Origin of the sequence: Erwinia sp. INIA01, assembly GCF_025947915.1 — a bacterium.
GTDB lineage: Bacteria > Pseudomonadota > Gammaproteobacteria > Enterobacterales > Enterobacteriaceae > Erwinia > Erwinia coffeiphila.
Genome location: NZ_JAPDNC010000002.1, coordinates 220,712 through 240,289 on the forward strand (window position 1 = coordinate 220,712; position 19,578 = coordinate 240,289).

Consider the following 19,578-nt stretch of genomic DNA (forward strand, 5'->3'; position numbering starts at 1 on the left):
TTCTCCTGCCACCGCCTGCGGGGTGGCGTTAAATTTCACACGGTGGCGACGGTGGATTCGCTGCTGGCGGAGGCCAGCTCAAGTAGGTTGGCAAAGCTGACGCGATCGTTTTTCAATTCGCCGACGATCTGCCCGCGGTTGAAGACCAGCGCCCGGTTGCAGATATGGGCGATCTCCTCGAAGTCGCTGGAGATCACCAGCACAGCCACGCCTTCTGCCAGCGCTTTGTTCAGCAGGTGATAGATCTCTTCACGTGCGCCCACGTCGACGCCCGCAGTCGGATCTTCCAGGATCAGCAGCGGCGCATTGAGGTGCATCCAGCGCGCCATCACCACCTTTTGCTGGTTGCCGCCGGAGAGGGCGCTGATATCCAGGCTGACGTCCTTCGGGCGGACGTCAAACAGCTGCATTTTCCACCAGCTGGCCCCCAGCTCGGCGCGGCGTCCGTAGTGCGACAGCAGGCGGTGACCGCTGGCGCAGGGGTTGATAAACAGGTTTTCACGCACGCTCATCGACATCACCAGGCTTTCGCCGGTGCGATCCCCGGCCACCAGCGACACGCCCGCCGCCATCGCCTGCTGCGGCGAGCTGGCCTGATAGTGTTGCTTGCGGAAGGTAATGCTGCCGCCGGTACGCTGACGCAGGCCGAACAGCAGGCGGCCAATCTCTTCCTGCCCGGCACCGCGCAGCCCGGCCAGCGCCAGCATCTCGCCGGGCTGCAGGTTGAAGGATACGGGGCCCACTTCATCAATGCAGACGCTGTCGAAGGCCAGAACCGGATCGGCTTTTTCCGGCAGCGGCTCGCGCTGGTTGCCCTCTACCGCTTCGCCGACGATCATTTCCACCAGGTTGCGCAGGCTGTAGTCGCGGGTGAAGCCGCCCGCTACGCGTTTCCCGTCGCGCATTACGCAGACGCGGTCGGCAATTTCGATCACTTCGTCCAGGCGGTGGGTGACGTAAATCATCCCCACTTTTTTACTTTTCAGGCGTTCGATGACGCTGAACAGATGGCGGACGTCGTTGGCAGGCAGCGAAGCGGTGGGCTCATCCAGCACCAGCACTTCGGCATTGACGGCCACCGCACGGGCGATAGCCAGTAGAGACTTTTCGGTGCGCGACAGTTCGAACACGCGTGAGTCCGGGTCGAGGGCGATACCGACCTCTTCCAGCGCCTGGCGGGAGCGCTCGCGCACCGCTCGCCAGTCAATCAGCCCCAGCCGACGGGTAAAGCCCATCACCAGCGCCATATTTTCGGCCACCGTCATCCACTCGATCAGTCCGAGGTCCTGATGAATAAAGGCGATGGGCTGGCGCTGGGCGGTTTTCAGCGCGGCGGCGGAGGTAATGGTGTCGTCGTGGAAGCGGATATCGCCGCCGTCGCGTGGGTAAACCCCGGCGAGGACTTTGATCAGCGTGGATTTTCCGGCACCGTTTTCGCCCAGCAGCGCCAGGACTTCACCGGGATGAACCTCCAGGCTGACGTCGTTGACGGCGATGTTGCCGCCAAAGCGTTTAGTGATATGGCTCAGCGTCAGAACCGCTGCCCCGGGTGTATTCTGCATAACAGTCTCCTGCAACAACAGACAAGTATCAGCGGCGGCGACAGCTTAATAAAAACACCGCTTGTTCCAACATGCGAAATCAAGTTTCAAAAATAGTATTCTTACTGAGGGCGGAAAGCAAAGGTGAGGAAGTTTTATTTATTTATATAAATCAGATGGTTATTTTTAATGTTATAGAACTGTGATGAATCGCTCACTTCGCTTTTGCGCTTTTAACCGTCTAATATGGAGCATTGTCAGTGTTGAAACGTCGTTCCATATTCACAGCCGCAGAGGCATGAGTTACCATCAGACAAAGCCCCGTAAAGGGTGTGCGGGACATTAAGAGGAAGCGTGAATGAGCGTAAAGGCGGATACCGCAAAGGACGATAAAAAGGATCAGCCGGCTGGCACCCAGAGTCTGTTTCGTGGCCTGCAGCTGATTGAGATATTGAGTAATTACCCCAACGGTTGCCCGCTGGCGAATCTGTCAGAACTGTCCGGGATGAATAAGAGTACCGTTCACCGGCTGTTGCAGGGGCTGCACAGCAGCGGCTATGTCACCCAGGCGCCGTCGCCCGGCAGCTACCGACTGACTACTAAGTTTATTTCGGTGGGGCAGAAGGCGCTGTCGTCGCTGAACATCATTCACGTTGCGGCCCCGCATCTGGAAAAACTCAATCTGGAAGTGGGTGAAACGGTAAATTTCTCCAGCCGTGAAGACGATCATGTGATTCTGATTTACAAGCTGGAGCCGACGACCGGTATGCTGCGAACCCGAGCGTATATCGGCCAGCATATGCCGCTGTACTGCTCGGCGATGGGTAAAATCTTTATGGCCTGGGGCAGTGAAGAGTATCCGGCGCACTACTGGGAAACGCATCAGGACACAATCCAGCAGCTGACAAAAAATACCATCACCACGCTGCCGGAGATGCTGGACGAGCTGAAGGTGATTCGCCAGCAGCAAACCGCGATGGACAGGGAAGAGAACGAGCTGGGCGTGTCCTGCCTGGCGGCACCGGTGTTTGATATTCAGCAGCGGGTGCCGTTTGCCGTTTCGGTGTCGTTGCCGACCGCCAAGCTACAGCAGGTTGGGGTGAAAAAGCTGATGGCACCGGTGGTGGCCACCGCCAGAGCCATCTCCGCCGAGCTGGGGTTTAATGGCTGATCCCGGCATGGCCGGATCGCCATGTTCGCCGGTTGTTGAGGTTGAGAAGGCAGCAAAAGGGGCGATGGCCCTGCCGATTCTGCCGTTTGTTCAACCGACCCGGCTTCTGCCGCCGTCCTGCGCGTAATCGTGACGTGCGGAGTTACGGATGATGCGGAACCGCTGCCGCTTCCCCGCTCATCCCGCGCTGGCGGCGCATCATCCGCCGCAGCGGGTAGAGCATCAGCAGGCCGTAAATACCCCAGCCAATAAACCATACCAGCCCGTTTTCATTGCTGCCGGTTAGCTGTGCCACCACGCCAAACCCGTACGGGCCGATAAAGCCACCTACAATGCCGAAGGCGTTAATCCACGCGATGCCGACCGCCGCATCGGTACCTTTCAGCAGCCTCGCCGGGAAGCTCCAGAAAATCGGCTGACCAGCGAAAATACCAAAGGCGGCGAGGCACAGTGCCAGCATGCGCCACAGCGGATCGTTAAATACCACGCTGAGGATTAGCCCGGCCACGCTAAGCGCCAGCGTCACCCCAATATGTAAAAACGGTGTGTTGTGCCTGGCTGCCGATCGCGGCACCACGATCACCGCCACGGCCGCCGCCAGCCAAGGCAGGGCGGAGAGCAGCCCGGTCATCATCACTGAGGTACTGAACTTATTGATAATGCTCGGCAGCCACAGCATCAGGCCGTAGCCGACAATCGGATAGCACATCAGGAAGGCAATCAGCATCATGATGCGGCGATCCTTCATCACCCGCAGCGGGTGCTGATGCTGACCGGGCGCATCGGTGACGCCGTTTTGCTGCTGCTCCTGCTGAATATCGCTGGCGATCTGGCTGCGCTCCTGGTCGTTCAGCCAGTGCGCCTGCTGCGGCGTATTCGGCAGCGAGCGCAGGACAATCAGCGACAGCAGCACCGGCGGCAGGCCCATCAGAATAAACAGCCACTGCCAGCCCGCCAGTTGATACAGGCCGTCCATCTGCATAATCAGGCCGGAGAGCGGGCTGCCGATCACCAGCGCCAGCGGATTGGCGAGGAAGAAAATGCCGATGACCTGACCGCAGCGCGAAGGCGGGAACCATTTCGTGATGAAGTAGATAATGCCCGGATAGAACCCGGCTTCGGCCACGCCCAGTAAAAAGCGCAGCGCGTAAAATGACCATGGACCCTGCACAAAGGCCATCAGAATGGTAATGATGCCCCAGGTGACCAGAATGCGGGAAAACCAGATCTTCGGCCCGAATTTCAGCATCAGCAGATTGCTGGGTACTTCGCAGAAGGCATAAGAGATAAAAAACAGCCCGGCGCCTAGGCCAAACGCGGCGGCACTCAGACCCACATCGGCCTCCATCTCCAGCCAGGCAAAACCTACGATCGTTCGGTCGATAAAGGCAAACAGATAGCAGACCACCAGCAGCGGCAGCAGATAGCGCATGTTTTTGCGATAAACGTGTGTGCGACTTTGAGCGTGATGTGTGTCCATGATTTTCCCCCGGCGAGTGATTCACCTGACTCGTTAAGCTTAATGGCTGTAAATGCGCCAACGGTGGGAGAGACGGTTAATTTAACAAACTGCGAGCCAGCTCAATATTGCGAAGAGGAAAATGAAATGAATAAACCATCTTCTTTTTAATGAGTTAATCAGGGAAATACCACCTTCAGGTTTATCGGTGGAATATTTTTTTCGCCAAATCGTCGGTTTCACCCTTTCCATTGTGCAACGATTGTTTCCTGTTGGAAACAATAGGCGGGATTGTGCGTTTATTGTTGCAGGAAAAACTGGTTGTGGCAGGATGGTTTCAACGGGTGATTACCCTCCTAATTTAAACCGAATCCGAAGGTGTCATGATGAGCAATAAAGTTGTTAACTGGAATGGTGGCTTACAGCCGGAAGCCGTTGAAATCCTGTCTGCTGACGGTGGCATGATCGTTTGTCCTACCAAAGTGGGCTACATCATCATGACCTCTGATGCGAAAGGCCTGGAGCGTAAGTTCGACGCCAAGCAGCGTAACCGTAACAAGCCAGGCGTGGTGCTGTGCGGCTCGCTGGAGCAGCTGAAAGAGCTGGCTCAGCTGAACCCGGAAATCGAAGAGCTGTATCAGCAGCACTGGGACAAAGACGTTCTGCTGGGCTGCATCCTGCCGTGGAAAGAAGAAGCCGTAGCGCGCATTCCGGAAGACGGTTCTAAAGACCTGATGATGGACCGCCGCCAGACCAGCTGCTTCGTCATCAAGTTCGGTGTGCCTGGTGAGAACCTGGCAAAAGAACTGTGGGAAAACCACGGCAAGTTCTCCTTCGCCAGCTCGGCTAACCCGTCAGGTAAAGGTAACCGTGGCCTGGTAGAAGGTATCGGCGAGCGTATCGAACAGCACGCTGACCTGATCATTGCGGCAAACGACTACGTGAAATCTATCCAGCCTAACGAATCTGAAAAGACGCGTTACGAGCAGGGTGTGATGGTCGCGATGGTGGACGAAAACGGTAAGCTGGTTCCAGAGCAGAAAGGCGAGCGCAACATCACGCCATGCCCGGTACTGATCCGTAAAGGTCTGGATGTGGATAAGATCATGTCAATGCTGTCTGACATCTTCACCACCTGGGATTACCGTCACGGTAACTACTACTGATTATCGCTTCTGCGCCTGAGACGATGGCAGATGCTGTTATCTTCAGGCGCGAATAACGCGAAAATCAATCAGCGCCCGCTAATGCGGGCGTTTTTTATTGTCATCTCCCGGCGTGAATCCGGCTCGTAAATTACTGCCATTTCCCGGCCTGAATCCGAAATGTTAATTACCACTCAGCGCTTTTTGCAGTGCCTCAACAAATAACCTCACGCGCGGGGAAATATAGCTGTCCGTTTTCATCAAAACGTAGGATTTATAAATATCCATTTCCCAGTCCGGCAGTACCTGAACTAATTTACCCTCATCGACGGCTTCCTGGGCAATATAGCTGGGTAAATACGCGATGCCGGTCTGGGCTATAGCTGAATTCACCAGCGCAATACTGTTGTTGGCACGAAATCTGCTGCGGACTTCAATATCTTTTTTCTGTTTTTCTTTTCTGAAAGGCAGCGAGATCGTGTGGGCCGGGCCGCGAAAAAGAATAAAGTCATGGCGGGTGAGATCGTCCGGGCTGGTAATCTCAGCGTGTTGCCGCAGGTAATCCGGCGCGGCGTAAATCCCCCAGGTAATGTCCATCAACGGGCGATAGTTTCGGTGGCCGGGAAGCTCACGCTTAATCACCACCGCCAGATCGAAATTATCGTCCTCAAGGCTGACCGGGCGGTCGGTGAGGTCAAGATCGACGCTGACGTGGATATTGCTGGCGACAAAGCGATTCAGTACCGGCACGATGCACTGGCAGCCAAAGGTGACCGGGGCCACCACGCGCAGGCTGCCGGTGGGCTCTTCGTGGAACTGGCGGATAAACAGGTCGGCGCTTTTCACCTCGTGCAGGATACGGTAGCAGTAGTGATAATAGGTCATGCCGACTTCCGTCACCTGAATCCGCCGTGTTGTGCGGGTTAGCAGCTTCGCCCCCAGACGCACTTCCAGCGCCGAAATTTCCTTGCTGACCGAGGATTTTGCCAGCCCGAGCACCTTTGCCGCTTCGGTGTAGCTCAGCGTTTCCACCACTTTGGCAAAAATAATCATTCCGTGCAGGTTTTCAAAATCGCTCATTATTATCCCGGATTGTTCTTAAGGAGAAACAATAAAGAATACTAGCATATTTCACGTTTCCGACGCACAGAAAAGAGATAGGGTAATTACAAACAAATGTAAGCAGTCGGAAAATAATAGCGCAGAGAGATAATTAACATGGGTCAGACAATCAACCAGAAAATACTCGCCCGAGCAAGCGGGTGCGAAAGCGTGACGCCTGGAGAAATAGTTTGGGCGAAGGTGGATGTATTAATGTCGCACGATCCCTGTATGCCGGGTGTGGCCAGCGTATTTAAAAAAGAATTTGGCGAACAGGCGAAAATATGGAACCCGGAACGTTTTATTCTTATTCCTGACCACTTTGTTTATTCTGCCGATCTGCAGGCGAATCAGAATATTCGCGTGATGCGTGAATTTGCCCGCGAGCAGGGCGTGAAGTATTTCTATGATGTGGGCACACCCGCCTATAAGGGCGTCTGCCATATTGGTCTGGCTGAGGGGGGCCATACGCGCCCGGGGGAAGTGCTGCTGGGCACCGATTCCCATACGGTTACGGCCGGTGCGTTTGGCTGTTTTGCCATTGGTCTGGGGATCACCGATGCGGCCTATGCGCTGGGTACCGGTGAGATCCCGCTGAAGGTGCCGACCACCATTCGGGTGAACTATCACGGTGAGCAGCCACAGCAGGTGCAGGCGAAAGACCTGATTCTCGCCCTGCTGCGTGAACTGACGGTGGATGGGGCCACCTACGAGGCGATTGAGTTTGCCGGTCCGGTGATTGACGCAATGCCGATAGAAGAGCGCATGACCATGTGCAATATGGTGGTGGAGTGCGGGGCTAAGAACGGCATTATGTTGCCGAATCAGGCCACCCTCGACTACCTGGCGGCGCGCACCACGGTGCCTTTTAATGTGGTGGAGGCCGATGCCGATGCGGTTTACAGCCGCGTTGTCGACATTGATGTCAGCACTATGCAGCCGCTGGTGGCTAAACCCCACTCACCGGACAATGTGGTATCGATCGATACTTTGCAGCAGGTGGAAATCTCACAGGCCTATATTGGCTCCTGCACCGGCGGCAAGCTGGCGGATTTTGTTGCCGCCGCTCGGGTATTGCAGGGCCGCAAAGTGGCGATCCCGACCTTTGCCGTTCCGGCCACCAAAGAGGTGTTTCATCAGTTGATCGTCACCCGCATTGCGAACCAGTCAATCTATGAAATCCTGACCGCTGCGGGGGTGAATCTTTCATCCGAGCCCGGCTGTGCGGCCTGCTGCGGCGGGCCCGCCGATACCTTCGGCCGGATTAATCAGCCGATTTCGGTGATCTCCACCACCAACCGTAACTTCGTGGGCCGTATGGGGCACAAGCGCGCCAACATCTATCTGGCCTCCCCTTATGCGGTAGCCGCCGCTGCGGTGCGCGGCACCATAACCAATCCTGTTGAGCTGTTAGGAACGCCATCATGAAAAATATCATCAGCGGAACGGTCTACGTACTGGGCGACAACATTGATACTGACCAGATCCTGACCGCCGAATACCTGAAGGTGAATCCCTCGACCCCGGAGGGCTACGCGCAGTTGGCGGGGCTGGCGATGTGTGGTCTGCCGGAAGGGGCGCTGCCGTTTCTGGATGCCTCCGGCCAGCGGACGGCGCATCCGATTATCGTTGCCGGCAAAAACTTTGGCTGCGGATCTTCACGTGAGCATGCGGTGATTGCGCTGGGCGCGGCGGGCGTGCAGGCAGTACTGGCGCAGTCCTATGCCCGCATTTTCTTCCGCAACTGCGTGGCGACCGGCGAGGTGCTGCCGCTGGCTTCGGCCACGCGGCTGTGCGATCGCCTGCGCACCGGCGACCGGGTGGAAATCGACAACGACGCGCAGACCGTCACGTTGCTGGACAGCGGTGAAACGGCGGCCATCGATCCGGCGGGCGAGCTGGCGAACATCGTCGCGGCGGGTGGGCTATTTGCCTATGCCCGCGCCAGCGGACGGATAAAAAGCGCCTGAACTTTTCGCTGTAGTCCAGGCGTGACGATTTTATAGACGGCGCTGACGGAACGGGCACTGGGAGCCGGCGATAAAAGTCGTGCGGATGCCGGGAAGGAATGATGTGCTGGAGATGCTGATGCTATAAAGCAGCAGGGCCGCGGTGAGGCGGCCCTGAGGGATTACTTGGCGGAGATAGCCAGCGCACCACCGGCAAAGACAAACAGGCTACCGGTTGAGCGGTTGAGCATCCGCAGACGTTTCGGGTTAGAGAACAGCCCGGACAGGCGACGACCGGCGCAGGCATAGCTGAACATAATGCTGAAATCCAGCGCGGCCCAGGTGATTGCCAGGGTAGCAAACTGCAACGCGTGCGGCTGGCTGGCATCAATAAAGTTCGGGAACAGCGCGGCGAAGAACAGCAGATCTTTTGGGTTGCTGATGCCGACCATAAAGCCCTTACGGAACAGGCGCAGCGCGCTCGGCGCATCTTCCATTTCTGGGGTGGCCACCGGCGTTTCATGACTGTTATCGCGCCATGCGGAAATACCCAGCCAGACCAGATAGGCGGCACCGACCACCTTCAGAATGGTAAAGGCGGTAGTGGAGGCGGCCAGAATAGCACCCAGACCCAGCGCGGAGGCGGTCATCAGAACCATAGCTGCCAGCACGCCGCCGACAACCGTTGCCAGCGCATGTTTGCGGCCGAAGCGCAGGCCGTGGGTCATGCTGATTAAAGCCGACGGGCCGGGAATGGCAATCAGTGCGGCAATCACGCCGGTATAGGCCAACCAGAGGTGGAGCGTCATACAGGGTCCTTTCATTGAAAACCCTCTGCCTGAGGGTTTTTAGCGATAAGCGATAAATGGATTTCGTTGAAATACGAAGGAGCGGTAGTTTATTTTCTCGGCAGTGAGAAGTAAATCACATGCGCAAGATTTTCCATTATCGCTACGGCTGGCGCTGTAAAACGTGCTCGCCGGTTCCCGCCTTCAGTCGCAGATTGTCCAGTAATGCCAGCAGCGACAGCAGGCTGACGGCGATAAACGCCCAGGAAAAATCTACCGGCAGCGGCTGCGAGTGCGTCTGTAAAGACATCGAGGCGCGCAGCGCCAGCGCGGCAAAGGCGATACCGGCACTCATGCTGAACTGGAAGAACATGCTGAACAGCGTGGAGGCGGCGCTCATCTGCGGGCGCGGCACGTCGGCAAAGCCCAGCGAGTTATAGCAGGTGAACTGCATTGAGCGCGACAGCCCACCGATAAACAGCACCAGCGCCAGCAGCGGGTACGGCAACGCCGGGGTAATAAAGGCGCAGACGGCGATGGCCGCCGTGCTGATGACGCCGTTGACCAGCAGCACCTGCCGGAAGCCCCAGCGGCGCATCACTGCGGTGGTGAACGGCTTCATTGCCAGATTACCGGCAAACACCCACAGCACCAGAATACCCGCCTCCATCGCCGACAGACCAAAGCTGACCTGGAACATCAGCGGCAGCAGGAACGGAATGGCGTTGATAGCGGCACGAAACAGCGAGCCGCCCTGTAGAGTGCTGCGAAACGAGCTGATGCTGAGTGCATCCAGCGGCAGCATCGGGGCTGTTGCGCGGCGCGCATGTCGCCACGCCAGCCATGCGCTGAGGCTGCCCAGCAGCAGCAGCGCCGTGCCCGCAAGCAGGTGACTCTGGCCCAGCGACTCCAGCCCGGCGATCAGCGCGGCGCAGGCGATGGCGGTCAGCAGAAAGCCTGCTAAATCGAAAGGGCGCGGCTGGCCGCGTTCGCCTTTGGGGATCAGCCAGAAGGTACAGATGAGTGCTGCAATACCCAGCGGGATATTCAGCCAGAAAATCCACGGCCAGTGGCCGACGGTGACGATTAGCCCACCGAGAGGCGGGCCAAGCACCGGAGCGATCAGGCCGGGCCAGGTGATCAGCGCGATCATTCGCACCAGATCCTGTTTTTCCGTCACCCGCAGCACCAGCAGCCTGCCCACCGGCACCATCAGTGCACCGCCGATCCCCTGCAGCACGCGGCTGAAGGTAAACATCGGCAGCGAGGTACTCAGGCCGCAGAGCAGTGAGGCGAGGGTAAACAGCACGATGGCGCTGGCAAAAATACGCCGTTCGCCAAAGCGGTCGGCCAGCCACCCGCTCAGCGGAATAAATACTGCCACCGCCAGCAGAAAGGCGGTTATGCCGACGTTCATATCCACCGCGCTGACCGAGAAATCACGTGCCATCTGCGGCATGGCCGTCGCGATTACCGTAGCATCCAGGTTTTCCATAAAGAAGGTGACGGCCACCAGCAGGGCGATCCACCAGGTTCGTGGTATCGGTGCAGTGGGCGAGGTGGCGGGCGTGCCAGATTGCATAATGGCTCCGTAAGGCCGCTGAGTGAAAAAATGCGGCCGCTTAAAATTTACAAACACGTAACATAACAGCTGCCGTTCACTGCGCCCAGCGGGGCGCGTCAGCGCTGGGGAAAAACGTACTAATCTGCTGTTCGCACTGAAGTTTGCCGCGAAAAAAGCTGGGAAACCCGCATACGGCAAAACAGTGAGCCGGATCACACTAAATGACTGTTATTCGGGGGCTATTTTTAATCAATACGGCAGGAAGCTGAATTTGTCAGTTTATGTTTATTCATTCTCCCTGATATTTTCTTTTTTTTATAAAAAAACCATATTTAATTTTTCATTTATTTTTTGAAATAATATGTCATTAAGATTAATAGAAACATCGGGTTGCGTGAAGAGACGCCGGTACTATACTTATTATCAGTACGATAAATTCATCATGTGAATTCTGCCTATTATTACCGGCAGCAGGAGGCTTTTATCACTTTCAATCACACTGAGACGATGACTAACATTCCCGGCGAATTTGAGAACTGGTATCTCGACTACGAAGCCGGCCCCGAAGCGGTGATGGAGCCGCAGCCGGAGCACATCCGCGGCCTGCCGGTCTCCGATATCCTCACGCCGTCGGACCGCTATCAGGAACTGTTTTTTGCGGTGCAGACGTCGCGCATCTTTAGCGACAGTAAAACCTTTGCTGACTGCGCGCCAAAAATAGATCCGGAACGGATTATGTTTCGTTATTATCTGGCGCGTGAACGCGATGATTTTAATCTGCATAATTTCGTGCTGGAGAATTTCGACCTGCCGCAGGTTAATGAAAGTCATTATGTTTCCGACCCGGAAAAAACCATGGCGGAACATATCGACGCGCTGTGGCCGGTATTAACCCGTCACCCGAAACAGCACTGTGAATATTCCTCGCTGCTGCCGCTTCCGAAGCCCTACGTAGTTCCCGGCGGGCGCTTTGGTGAAACCTACTACTGGGATTCCTACTTCAGCATGCTGGGCTTTGCCGCCGCCGGGCGCTGCGATCTGCTGCGCAATATGGCGGACAACTTTGCCTGGATGATCGATCGCTACGGCCATATCCCCAACGGCAACCGCACCTACTATCTCAGCCGTTCGCAGCCGCCGGTCTTCGCGATGATGGTGGAACTGTTCGAAAAGAACGGCGTCAACGAGGCGCAGCGCTATCTTCGCCATCTGAAAAGCGAGTACGCTTTCTGGATGGACGGCCAGGAAAATCTGGAGCCGAATCAGGCGTATCGCCATGTGGTGATGCTGCCGGATGGCGCGGTGCTGAACCGCTACTGGGACGATCGCGATACCCCGCGCGACGAGTCTTATATTGAGGACGTGGAAACCGCACGTGACTCATCGCGCCCGTCCAGCGAAGTGTATCGCGACCTGCGTGCCGGTGCGGCGTCGGGCTGGGACTATACCTCGCGCTGGCTGAGCGAGCCGGGCCGTCTGGCGAGCATTCAGACCACCAGCATTATCCCCATCGACCTGAACGCGTTCCTCTACAAGCTGGAGATGGCGATTGCCCGACTGTCGGCAGCCAGGGGAGACGAGGCCACCGCCGAACGCTATCAGCAGCTGGCGTACCGTCGGCAGGAGGCGGTGAACCACTATCTTTGGGATAACGACACCGGCCTGTACCGCGATTACAACTGGCGCGACGGCGAGCAGGCAACGTTCTCCGCCGCCGCCGTCACCCCGGTTTACGTCGGCATGGCGAGCCTGGATCAGGCCAACCGTACGGCCAAAGCGGTGCGCGACTATCTGCTGGCACCGGGCGGCCTGCTCTCCAGCATGGAGCAGACCGGTGAGCAGTGGGACAGCCCCAACGGCTGGGCACCGCTACAGTGGATGGCGGTGAAGGGCTTCAGCATTTACGGCGACGAGAATCTGGCACATGAAATCGCCAGCCGCTGGCTGAGAACCGTGTCATCAACCTATCAGCAGCACCATAAAATGGTGGAGAAGTACAACGTCAGCGGTGATGCCGCGCTGCTGGGAGCCGGGGGGGAATACCCGCTTCAGGACGGATTTGGCTGGACCAACGGCGTCACCCGCCGCCTGCTGGAGATGTACCCGGAGGGATAGCTATCACTCCTGCTAATTATTCTTCCTGTTTTATAAGCTAATAACCTTATTTCTCCGCGATTAATCATGGTATTACTTGGGGATAAACGCCTGATTAATCCGGAGATCTACCATGAAAAAACTCACCCTTACCGCGCTGGCCCTGCTGGCCGCCTTCAGCGCCTCCTCGCAGGCTGCCGAAACGCTGCGTTTTGGCGTCGATCCGACCTTTACCCCGTTTGAAAGCAAGGCGGCGGACGGATCGCTACAGGGGTTTGATATCGATCTGGGTAACGCCGTTTGCCAGCAGATGCAGGTGAAATGCGTCTGGGTGCAGACCGCGTACGACGGCATTATTCCGGCTCTGCAGGCGCGTAAATTCGATGCAATCCTCTCAGCGATGGCAATGACCGAAAAACGCCGCCAGCAGGTGCTGTTCACCGATATGATCTACAACGTGCCGAGTGCGCTGCTGACGTCTAAAGCCAGCAAGCTGCTGCCGGATGCGGCGGTGCTGAAGGGGAAAACCGTCGGCGTGGCGCAGGGCACCACCCAGGAAGCCTTCGCTAAAAGCGTCTGGGAAACGCAGGGTGTGCAGGTGGTGAGCTATCAGAACGAAGCGGAAATTTATCCGGATCTGGCCTCGGGCCGCCTGGATGCCACCTTTATTAACGCCGCAGCGGCCGAAACCGGCTTCCTGAAAACCCCGCAGGGCGCGGGCTATCATATCGCCGGTGAGCCGATGTACGACCAGAAATACTTCGGTGAGGGCATCGGCATCGGCCTGCGCAAGGACGATACGGCGCGGGTCGAAAAGATTAATCAGGCGCTGGCCGAACTGCATAAAAATGGCACCTACGATAAGTTAGCGAAGAAGTACTTCAGCTTTGACGTCTACAAGCGCCCGGAATAAGTGATGACTACGACAGTTCTTCCTGATTTCACCGCGCAGCGGGCGCGCTTTCTGGCAGCGGTGGCGCGCAACGGCGGCACCGTAACCCGTTACGACCATCCGTTACCCGGCCCCGCCGGTGAAGCGCTTTCAACCGATGTCGCGGTGCTGGGCCGCGCCGATGCGCCGCGCGTGATGCTGATTATTTCCGGTACGCACGGCGTAGAGGGCTACTACGGTTCAGACAGCCAGATCGCCTGGCTGGACGCGCTGGAGGGCCAGGAGCTGCCGGATGACGTGGCGGTGGTGCTGGTTCACCTGCTGAATCCGTGGGGAACCGCGCACCTGCGGCGGGTGAATGAAGATAACGCCGACCTCAACCGTAACTTTATCGACTTCGCCGCCGGTGCGCCGGAAAATGCGACTTACCGCGAACTGCACGCGATCTACACCTGCCGCGACGTAAACGGCCCTGAACGTGCCGCCGCCGATGCCATGCTGGCAGAGCAGTGTGCCGTACGCGGCTGGAGCGGGGTGAAGCAGATCGTTGAAGCCGGGCAGTATCAGTTTGCCGACGGCATCTTCTTCGGCGGCAGCCGCGCCAGCTGGTCGCACCTGACGCTGAAGCAGATTATCGTCAACCACCTCCAGCATGCGGAGCGCATTATCAGCTTCGATCTGCATACCGGTGCGGGAGCCTGGGGGCACCCGATGCTGCTGGCGATCGCCGAGCGGCCTTACCCGGCGCTGGATGAGGCGCGGCAGATTTTCGGCGAGTGGCTGACGGTGCTGATCACCGGCGCAGGCCGCGACAGCGAAACCGGCGTCACCGCCACGGCCACCGGCTATCTGTCACAGTTCCTGCTCGATAATCTGCCGGATACGGAGCTGATCCAGCTGGTGGTGGAGTGCGGGACCTATGCCGGGGATGAAATGCATCGCCGGGTGCGCGACGACCACTGGCTTCATCTGTACGGCGAACCGGCGAGCGAGCAGGGGCGGCAGCTGAAATGGCAGCTGTTTGAGGGCTTCAACCCGCAGGATGCCGACTGGCAGGCGCTGGTGGCGTTCCGCACCCGGCAGATCTTCCAGCGCGGCTGGGCGGCGCTGCTCGCCGCCCGTTAAGATTTGAGGCGTCCGTTAAGTACTAGAGGCGCCCGTAGAAGGTCATACGGGCGCTTTCCGACAGCGCAATATCCGGCTGTGAATTATAGGCCAGCACCACCAGCATACGGGTGATATCGCCTTCGGTTGGCGTCACCCGGTGCAGCGCGTTGCGCCCGCGAAACAGCACCAGATCCCCTGGTTCAATCTCCAGCTTTTGAACCTCCAGCTCGCCGTTCAGCACCTTACCCACGCCGTCAAAATTCATCTCTCCGGCCTCCGCATCGCGCAGATGGCTGACGTATTCAAACACGCCGCCCGCTTCCGGTTTCTGGATCAGCAGGGTGATGGCGAATGACGAGTTGTCAAAATGCCAGCCCAGCTCCTGGCCGGTATGCGCATAGTGCAGATTTATCGATGACAGGCTGTCGGCGTAGGGATACAGCTGCTGTTCGTCCAGCACGCCGCAGAGGAAGGCTTTGAATTCCGCAGAATCGTACAGCTTACGCAGCGGCGAATCTGCCGGGATCTCTTCGTCGGTAATACAGCCTTTTGACGACACCACCTGGCGATTGCGCGGATGATCGGCGGGCAGAGTTTCATCGGTTTTTTGCAGATAAACGTTGTGCTGACTTTTGGCGTAGAAGGCCAGATGCTGATTTTCATCTCCCTCTTTTTTGATGATCTCCAGCGCGGCAGGGGTCAGAAAACCGCGCAGTACCAGCGCGCCGGAGTCCGCCAGCTGAAGGCGACAGCGTTCGGTGTAAGCGGCATCATTAATCGGGTGAGCGGGCAGATTCAGGAGAGAAGTCAGTGCGTTCATCGGGTTCTCGTCAGCGGCGGAGTGTGAACTTCACTCTACGGCTTCACCCTGCCGCTGACTATCTGTTTTTGCAGGTATTTTACGCTTTTGCGATCGCCGCCGCGCCGCGCTAAACCGGGGGTTTTGCCAGCGCGGCCAGGCTGCCTTCCTGTGCCAGCAGCGAACGCAGCGGCGCAAACAGCGGCTGTGGCAGATCGGCGGGATCGAACCACTGCCAGCCCGCGCATTTTTCCGGTTCGCAGCGCTGCGGCGTGCCGCTGGCCGCGTGGGCCAGCACGAACAGCGTGACGTAATGCTTCTGCTCGGCGTGGAAGACGTCATTGGTAAACGGCCCCAGCGCGGTGTCGCCGAGGATCAGTCCGGTTTCTTCCAGCACTTCGCGGGCAGCACACTGCTGCGGGGTTTCACCAAATTCCAGATGGCCGCCGGGGGCCGACCAGTCGCCCTCGCCGTGGCTGCCCAGACGCCTGCCGAGCAGGATTTTGCCGTCGCGAAAAATCAGTACGCCAACGCCGATGCGGGGTTGAGGCATGTTTGTTCTCCCTGAAATAAAACGATCGCCATGATAATAGCCGCAGTCGCGGGCTGATTCACATTATTGATAATCTGTGATGCAAACGGTACTCAACTCGCGGCGGGGTGACTATGCTGCCAGTGGGATAATTTGAGCTTTTTCAGGAGAGCTGCAATGAGTGACAGATTTATCAGTGCCGATCGGATACGCGACCGCTTTTCTAAAGCCATGTCGGCCATGTACCAGGCGGAAGTGCCGCAGTACGGCACGCTGCTTCAGCTGGTGCGGGAAGTGAATCAGCAGGAATCAGCGCGGGATTGCAGCGCGTTATCCCCGGAAGAACTGAATCGCCTGAGCGTGGAGCGCCACGGTGCGATTCGTCTGGGAACCGCGGCCGAGCTGGCCACCATGCGCCAGCTGTTTGCGGTGATGGGCATGTCGGCGGTGGGCTATTACGATCTCTCCGAGGCAGGCGTGCCGGTCCATTCCACCGCTTTTCGCCCGGTCAGTGAAGCCTCGTTGCTGATCAATCCCTTCCGCGTTTTTACCTCGCTGCTGCGGCTGGAGCTGATTGACGATCCGGCCCTGCGCCAGCGGGTGGCCGATGTGCTGGCCCGCCGTGATATCTATACGCCGCGCCTGCGCGAACTGCTGGTTTTGTGGCAGCAGCAGGGCGGATTCAGCGAAAGTGAAGCGGAGGAGTTCGTCAGAGAAGCGCTGGAAACCTTCCGCTGGCACCAGCAGGCGGCGGTCGATCTGCCTACCTATAACGCGCTGCTGGCCCAGCACCGGCTGATTGCCGATGTCGCCTGCTTCCGCGGGCCGCACATCAACCACCTGACGCCGCGCACGCTGGATATCGACCGCGTGCAGCAGCTGATGCCGGAGTACGGCATCAGCCCGAAAGAGGTGATTGAAGGTCCGCCGCGCCGACGCTGCCCGATCCTGCTGCGGCAGACCAGCTTTAAGGCGCTGAATGAAGAGATCCGTTTTTCCGACCGCGAGCAGGGCACCCACACCGCCCGATTTGGTGAGATCGAACAACGCGGCGTCGCCCTGACCCGTAAAGGCCGCGAGCTGTACGATCGGCTGCTGCGCGAGGCTTCAGCGCAGAAGTTCCGCGATAACGCCGCCCACCAGCAGCACCTCAGTGCCGTATTTGCCGCGTTTCCCGACAGCGATGCCGAACTGCGTCAGCAGCAGCTGGCCTTTTACCGCTACCGGCGCAATCCGGGCGTTGCGGCACAGCCGGGGCAGGATCTGGAGGCGCTGATCGCCAGCGGCGCGGTGATTGCCGAGCCGATCATCTACGAGGATTTTCTGCCGGTCAGCGCGGCGGGGATTTTCCAGTCCAATCTGGGCAGCGACACCAGCAGCGTCAGCAGCGGCAATCCCAGCCAGGCGGCGCTTGAGCAGGCGCTGGGCTGCGCGGTGCAGGATGAGTTTGCACTGTATCAGCAGCTACAGCAGGACTCGCTCGATCGGCTGACTGAGGAGCTGAGTTAGGAAAATGTTCTCCATGCAAGGCGTCGTGGTGCAGGGATGAGGGTAGCCCTGGCCGCGGAAACTGAGATTTCCGCCCGAGTACAGTAAATCTCGTCATTCAGGCCGTTGGGATGAGGGTTGTCGATGTGGCTGCAAGCGCCTGGCTGTGCAGGCGCTGAGAAGCGAATCAGTTGGCGAACGGCGCGCTGCCGGTCAGTACGCGCTCGATAACGTTAAGCGCGCCCTCGTCGTTATTGCTTTCGGTGTGGTAGCGCGCAACCTGTTTGACCGCAGGCTGCGCGTTAGCCATCGCAAAACCGAAGCCCGCATGCGCCACCATCTCGATATCGTTACCGCTGTCGCCGACGGCAACCACTTCCTCATCGGCGATGCCCCACTGCCGCTGCAACAGCGCCAGTCCGTGGGCCTTGTGCACGCCTGGAATAATCAGATCGACAAAGCCAAAGCCGCTGGATACCGGGGTGACGATACCGTCCAGCGCATGGCCGACGTGTGCCATCAGTTCAGGGATCTTTTCGTCCGGCAGATTCAGCGAAAACTTGAAGACGCTTTCATTCAGATGGTCAAAGCTCTCGCGCAGTTCAAGGCGATGGTAGTGTTTTGACATCAGCGTCACCAGCGCATCCGGCGAAGATCCCAGCATCCAGGCGCTGCGCGGGCCGCAGAGCACCACGTGAACGTCCGGGAACGCCGACAGCACCGTCAGCACGCGCTGCACGCGATCGGCACTGAGATCGCCACAGAACAGCGTCTGCCCACGATCGATAATGTAGGCACCGTTTTCGGCGACGAAGGTGATCTCATCGCGGATTTCCGGGAAGAAGCTGATCAACTGGTAATACTGATTGCCGCTGGCCACCACAAAACGGATGTTTTGCTGTTTGATTTGCTGATACTGCGCCAAAAACCGGGCTTTGTTATAGGTTTTCTGGTCTGAAAGAAAGGTGCCATCCATATCGACGGCGATCATTTTAATCACGGTTCCATGCCCTGAAGTAGAAAAAACATCCGCTATTTTCGTCGGAAAAGGTGCAAAAAAAAAGAGGCGAATTTTGCACCTTTGTGCCGCTTTTCTTTCGTTTTTGCGATACAGGCCGAATAGCGGTGATTGTTATCGCTCCTCATGTTTCATAATATGAAAGTAATAATTTACTAATGAAAGTTTTTTGCTGTCGGGCGTACGGCACTGTGGGGATGAGATGAAAGAGCGGCATCGGCTGATTTTGGATCGGGTGGAAGAAAAGGGGAAGGTCAGCATTCAGGATCTGGCGCTGCAGTTCGCGGTATCCGGCGTGACGATTCGCAAGGATCTGGTTGAGCTGGAAAAGCTGAATTACCTGACCCGGACCCACGGCTATGCGGTGTCGCTCAACGATCTCAGCGAGCGGGTCAGCAGTAATTTCAGTACCAAAGAGGCGATGGCGAAGCGCGCGCTGGGGCTGCTCTGCGAGGGCGACACGGTGTTTATTGAAGCGGGTAGCAGTAACGCCCATCTGGCCCGCGAAATTGGCCGTTCCGGGCTGGATGTGACGGTGATTACGCCCTGCGTGTATGTCGCAAACGAGCTGAAGAACTGTCATCAGGAAGTGGTGTTAATCGGCGGCGTGCTGCAAAAGCGCAGCGAGTGCCTGGTGGGGCCGCTGACGCACCTGTGCATTAACAACATCAACTTTAACAAGGTGTTTATCGGCATTGATGGCTACAGTCCGGAACACGGTTTTACCGGCCGCGACGTGATGCGCGCCGAGAACATTCGGCTGGCGATTGAAAAACGGGTGCAGAATTTCGTGATTGCCGAGTCCGCCAAGTTTGGCAAACTTTACCCTTATAATGTGGCGAAGCATGGCGATATTGATACGATTATCACCGATCGGCATCTTTCCGCAGAATTTGTTGGCAGCTTAACCGGGCAGGGCGTTAAGGTGCT

The 19,578-nt window shown here is 57.7% G+C and carries 18 protein-coding genes; 10 read left to right on the plus strand and 8 right to left on the minus strand.

Annotation, left to right across the window (positions count from 1 at the left end):
• Positions 1-35: 35 nt before the first annotated feature.
• Positions 36-1,562 (minus strand): sugar ABC transporter ATP-binding protein, encoded by a 1,527-nt coding sequence (locus OMR58_RS02895; RefSeq protein ID WP_200560542.1) that lies wholly within the window; start codon positions 1,560-1,562, stop codon positions 36-38.
• A 337-nt stretch (positions 1,563-1,899) separates the two neighbouring features.
• On the opposite strand from OMR58_RS02895, the gene OMR58_RS02900 reads away from it, so the two are divergent.
• Both OMR58_RS02900 and OMR58_RS02905 read left to right on the plus strand, forming a co-directional pair.
• Entirely contained in the window at positions 1,900-2,712 is an 813-nt protein-coding gene (locus OMR58_RS02900; protein ID WP_105592160.1) for an IclR family transcriptional regulator, read from the plus strand.
• Complete coding sequence (locus tag OMR58_RS02905) at positions 2,705-2,839, plus strand: hypothetical protein (RefSeq protein ID WP_255569898.1); 135 nt, start codon at positions 2,705-2,707, stop codon at positions 2,837-2,839. Before OMR58_RS02900 ends, OMR58_RS02905 begins: the two co-directional genes overlap by 8 nt.
• 15 nt (positions 2,840-2,854) lie before the next feature.
• Here the strand turns inward: OMR58_RS02905 and OMR58_RS02910 are convergent, their stop codons facing one another.
• Positions 2,855-4,192 carry an MFS transporter gene (locus OMR58_RS02910; RefSeq protein ID WP_105592159.1) on the minus strand — a complete coding sequence of 446 codons (1,338 nt, stop codon included), beginning with the start codon at positions 4,190-4,192 and terminating at the stop codon, positions 2,855-2,857.
• 365 nt (positions 4,193-4,557) lie between these two features.
• Between OMR58_RS02910 and OMR58_RS02915 the strand changes: the two genes are divergently transcribed.
• On the plus strand, positions 4,558-5,337 hold the full coding sequence (locus OMR58_RS02915; protein WP_105592158.1) for an L-threonylcarbamoyladenylate synthase: 780 nt from the start codon (positions 4,558-4,560) through the stop codon (positions 5,335-5,337).
• Between the two features lie 162 nt (positions 5,338-5,499).
• Here OMR58_RS02915 and OMR58_RS02920 read toward each other — a convergent pair whose 3' ends face one another.
• Positions 5,500-6,396, minus strand: a complete 897-nt coding sequence (locus tag OMR58_RS02920) for a LysR family transcriptional regulator (RefSeq protein WP_105592157.1) — start codon at positions 6,394-6,396, stop codon at positions 5,500-5,502.
• A gap of 138 nt (positions 6,397-6,534) precedes the next feature.
• On the opposite strand from OMR58_RS02920, the gene OMR58_RS02925 reads away from it, so the two are divergent.
• On the plus strand, positions 6,535-7,845 hold the full coding sequence (locus OMR58_RS02925; RefSeq protein WP_264545245.1) for a 3-isopropylmalate dehydratase large subunit: 1,311 nt from the start codon (positions 6,535-6,537) through the stop codon (positions 7,843-7,845).
• Positions 7,842-8,387: a LeuD/DmdB family oxidoreductase small subunit gene (locus tag OMR58_RS02930; protein WP_105592155.1), complete on the plus strand. Its 546-nt coding sequence runs from the start codon at positions 7,842-7,844 to the stop codon at positions 8,385-8,387. Before OMR58_RS02925 ends, OMR58_RS02930 begins: the two co-directional genes overlap by 4 nt.
• Before the next feature lie 161 nt (positions 8,388-8,548).
• On the opposite strand, the gene OMR58_RS02935 is transcribed toward OMR58_RS02930, so the two are convergent.
• On the minus strand, positions 8,549-9,175 hold the full coding sequence (locus OMR58_RS02935; protein WP_123331769.1) for a LysE family translocator: 627 nt from the start codon (positions 9,173-9,175) through the stop codon (positions 8,549-8,551).
• 142 nt (positions 9,176-9,317) lie between these two features.
• Positions 9,318-10,736 (minus strand): MFS transporter, encoded by a 1,419-nt coding sequence (locus OMR58_RS02940; RefSeq protein WP_105592153.1) that lies wholly within the window; start codon positions 10,734-10,736, stop codon positions 9,318-9,320.
• Between the two features lie 426 nt (positions 10,737-11,162).
• On the opposite strand from OMR58_RS02940, the gene treF reads away from it, so the two are divergent.
• The 3 genes from treF (at position 11,163) to OMR58_RS02955 (ending at position 14,829) form a co-directional block, all read left to right on the plus strand.
• A complete protein-coding gene (gene treF, locus OMR58_RS02945) occupies positions 11,163-12,833 on the plus strand; it encodes an alpha,alpha-trehalase TreF (RefSeq protein ID WP_347710560.1) in 1,671 nt (556 codons plus the stop codon).
• A gap of 112 nt (positions 12,834-12,945) precedes the next feature.
• On the plus strand, positions 12,946-13,725 hold the full coding sequence (locus OMR58_RS02950; protein ID WP_105592151.1) for an ABC transporter substrate-binding protein: 780 nt from the start codon (positions 12,946-12,948) through the stop codon (positions 13,723-13,725).
• A gap of 3 nt (positions 13,726-13,728) precedes the next feature.
• The gene (locus OMR58_RS02955; protein ID WP_264545246.1) at positions 13,729-14,829 is read left to right on the plus strand and encodes a M14 family metallopeptidase; all 1,101 of its coding nucleotides are present in this window, start codon (positions 13,729-13,731) and stop codon (positions 14,827-14,829) included.
• 22 nt (positions 14,830-14,851) lie between these two features.
• Here OMR58_RS02955 and OMR58_RS02960 read toward each other — a convergent pair whose 3' ends face one another.
• Together OMR58_RS02960 and OMR58_RS02965 are read right to left on the minus strand one after the other, a co-directional pair.
• Positions 14,852-15,631: a 2OG-Fe(II) oxygenase gene (locus OMR58_RS02960; RefSeq protein ID WP_264545247.1), complete on the minus strand. Its 780-nt coding sequence runs from the start codon at positions 15,629-15,631 to the stop codon at positions 14,852-14,854.
• A gap of 109 nt (positions 15,632-15,740) precedes the next feature.
• Positions 15,741-16,163 carry a nucleotide triphosphate diphosphatase NUDT15 gene (locus tag OMR58_RS02965; RefSeq protein ID WP_264545248.1) on the minus strand — a complete coding sequence of 141 codons (423 nt, stop codon included), beginning with the start codon at positions 16,161-16,163 and terminating at the stop codon, positions 15,741-15,743.
• Between the two features lie 156 nt (positions 16,164-16,319).
• Between OMR58_RS02965 and hglS the strand changes: the two genes are divergently transcribed.
• Positions 16,320-17,651 carry a 2-oxoadipate dioxygenase/decarboxylase HglS gene (hglS, locus tag OMR58_RS02970; RefSeq protein ID WP_264545249.1) on the plus strand — a complete coding sequence of 444 codons (1,332 nt, stop codon included), beginning with the start codon at positions 16,320-16,322 and terminating at the stop codon, positions 17,649-17,651.
• A 166-nt stretch (positions 17,652-17,817) separates the two neighbouring features.
• Here hglS and OMR58_RS02975 read toward each other — a convergent pair whose 3' ends face one another.
• Complete coding sequence (locus OMR58_RS02975; RefSeq protein ID WP_200560606.1) at positions 17,818-18,621, minus strand: Cof-type HAD-IIB family hydrolase; 804 nt, start codon at positions 18,619-18,621, stop codon at positions 17,818-17,820.
• 229 nt (positions 18,622-18,850) lie between these two features.
• Here OMR58_RS02975 and OMR58_RS02980 point away from each other — a divergent pair.
• A partial coding sequence (locus OMR58_RS02980; protein ID WP_264545250.1) for a DeoR/GlpR family DNA-binding transcription regulator occupies positions 18,851-19,578 on the plus strand: 728 nt, incomplete at its 3' end.

Coding starts and splice junctions, on each gene's coding strand:
- OMR58_RS02900 (WP_105592160.1), top strand. CDS start 1,900: ATGAGCGTAAAGGCGGATACCGCAAAGGACGATAAAAAGGATCAGCCG.
- OMR58_RS02905 (WP_255569898.1), top strand. CDS start 2,705: ATGGCTGATCCCGGCATGGCCGGATCGCCATGTTCGCCGGTTGTTGAG.
- OMR58_RS02960 (WP_264545247.1), bottom strand. CDS start 15,631: ATGAACGCACTGACTTCTCTCCTGAATCTGCCCGCTCACCCGATTAAT.
- OMR58_RS02950 (WP_105592151.1), top strand. CDS start 12,946: ATGAAAAAACTCACCCTTACCGCGCTGGCCCTGCTGGCCGCCTTCAGC.
- OMR58_RS02920 (WP_105592157.1), bottom strand. CDS start 6,396: ATGAGCGATTTTGAAAACCTGCACGGAATGATTATTTTTGCCAAAGTG.
- OMR58_RS02930 (WP_105592155.1), top strand. CDS start 7,842: ATGAAAAATATCATCAGCGGAACGGTCTACGTACTGGGCGACAACATT.
- OMR58_RS02935 (WP_123331769.1), bottom strand. CDS start 9,175: ATGACGCTCCACCTCTGGTTGGCCTATACCGGCGTGATTGCCGCACTG.
- OMR58_RS02895 (WP_200560542.1), bottom strand. CDS start 1,562: ATGCAGAATACACCCGGGGCAGCGGTTCTGACGCTGAGCCATATCACT.
- OMR58_RS02975 (WP_200560606.1), bottom strand. CDS start 18,621: ATGATCGCCGTCGATATGGATGGCACCTTTCTTTCAGACCAGAAAACC.
- OMR58_RS02910 (WP_105592159.1), bottom strand. CDS start 4,192: ATGGACACACATCACGCTCAAAGTCGCACACACGTTTATCGCAAAAAC.
- OMR58_RS02925 (WP_264545245.1), top strand. CDS start 6,535: ATGGGTCAGACAATCAACCAGAAAATACTCGCCCGAGCAAGCGGGTGC.
- OMR58_RS02915 (WP_105592158.1), top strand. CDS start 4,558: ATGAGCAATAAAGTTGTTAACTGGAATGGTGGCTTACAGCCGGAAGCC.
- OMR58_RS02965 (WP_264545248.1), bottom strand. CDS start 16,163: ATGCCTCAACCCCGCATCGGCGTTGGCGTACTGATTTTTCGCGACGGC.
- hglS (WP_264545249.1), top strand. CDS start 16,320: ATGAGTGACAGATTTATCAGTGCCGATCGGATACGCGACCGCTTTTCT.
- OMR58_RS02955 (WP_264545246.1), top strand. CDS start 13,729: ATGACTACGACAGTTCTTCCTGATTTCACCGCGCAGCGGGCGCGCTTT.
- OMR58_RS02940 (WP_105592153.1), bottom strand. CDS start 10,736: ATGCAATCTGGCACGCCCGCCACCTCGCCCACTGCACCGATACCACGA.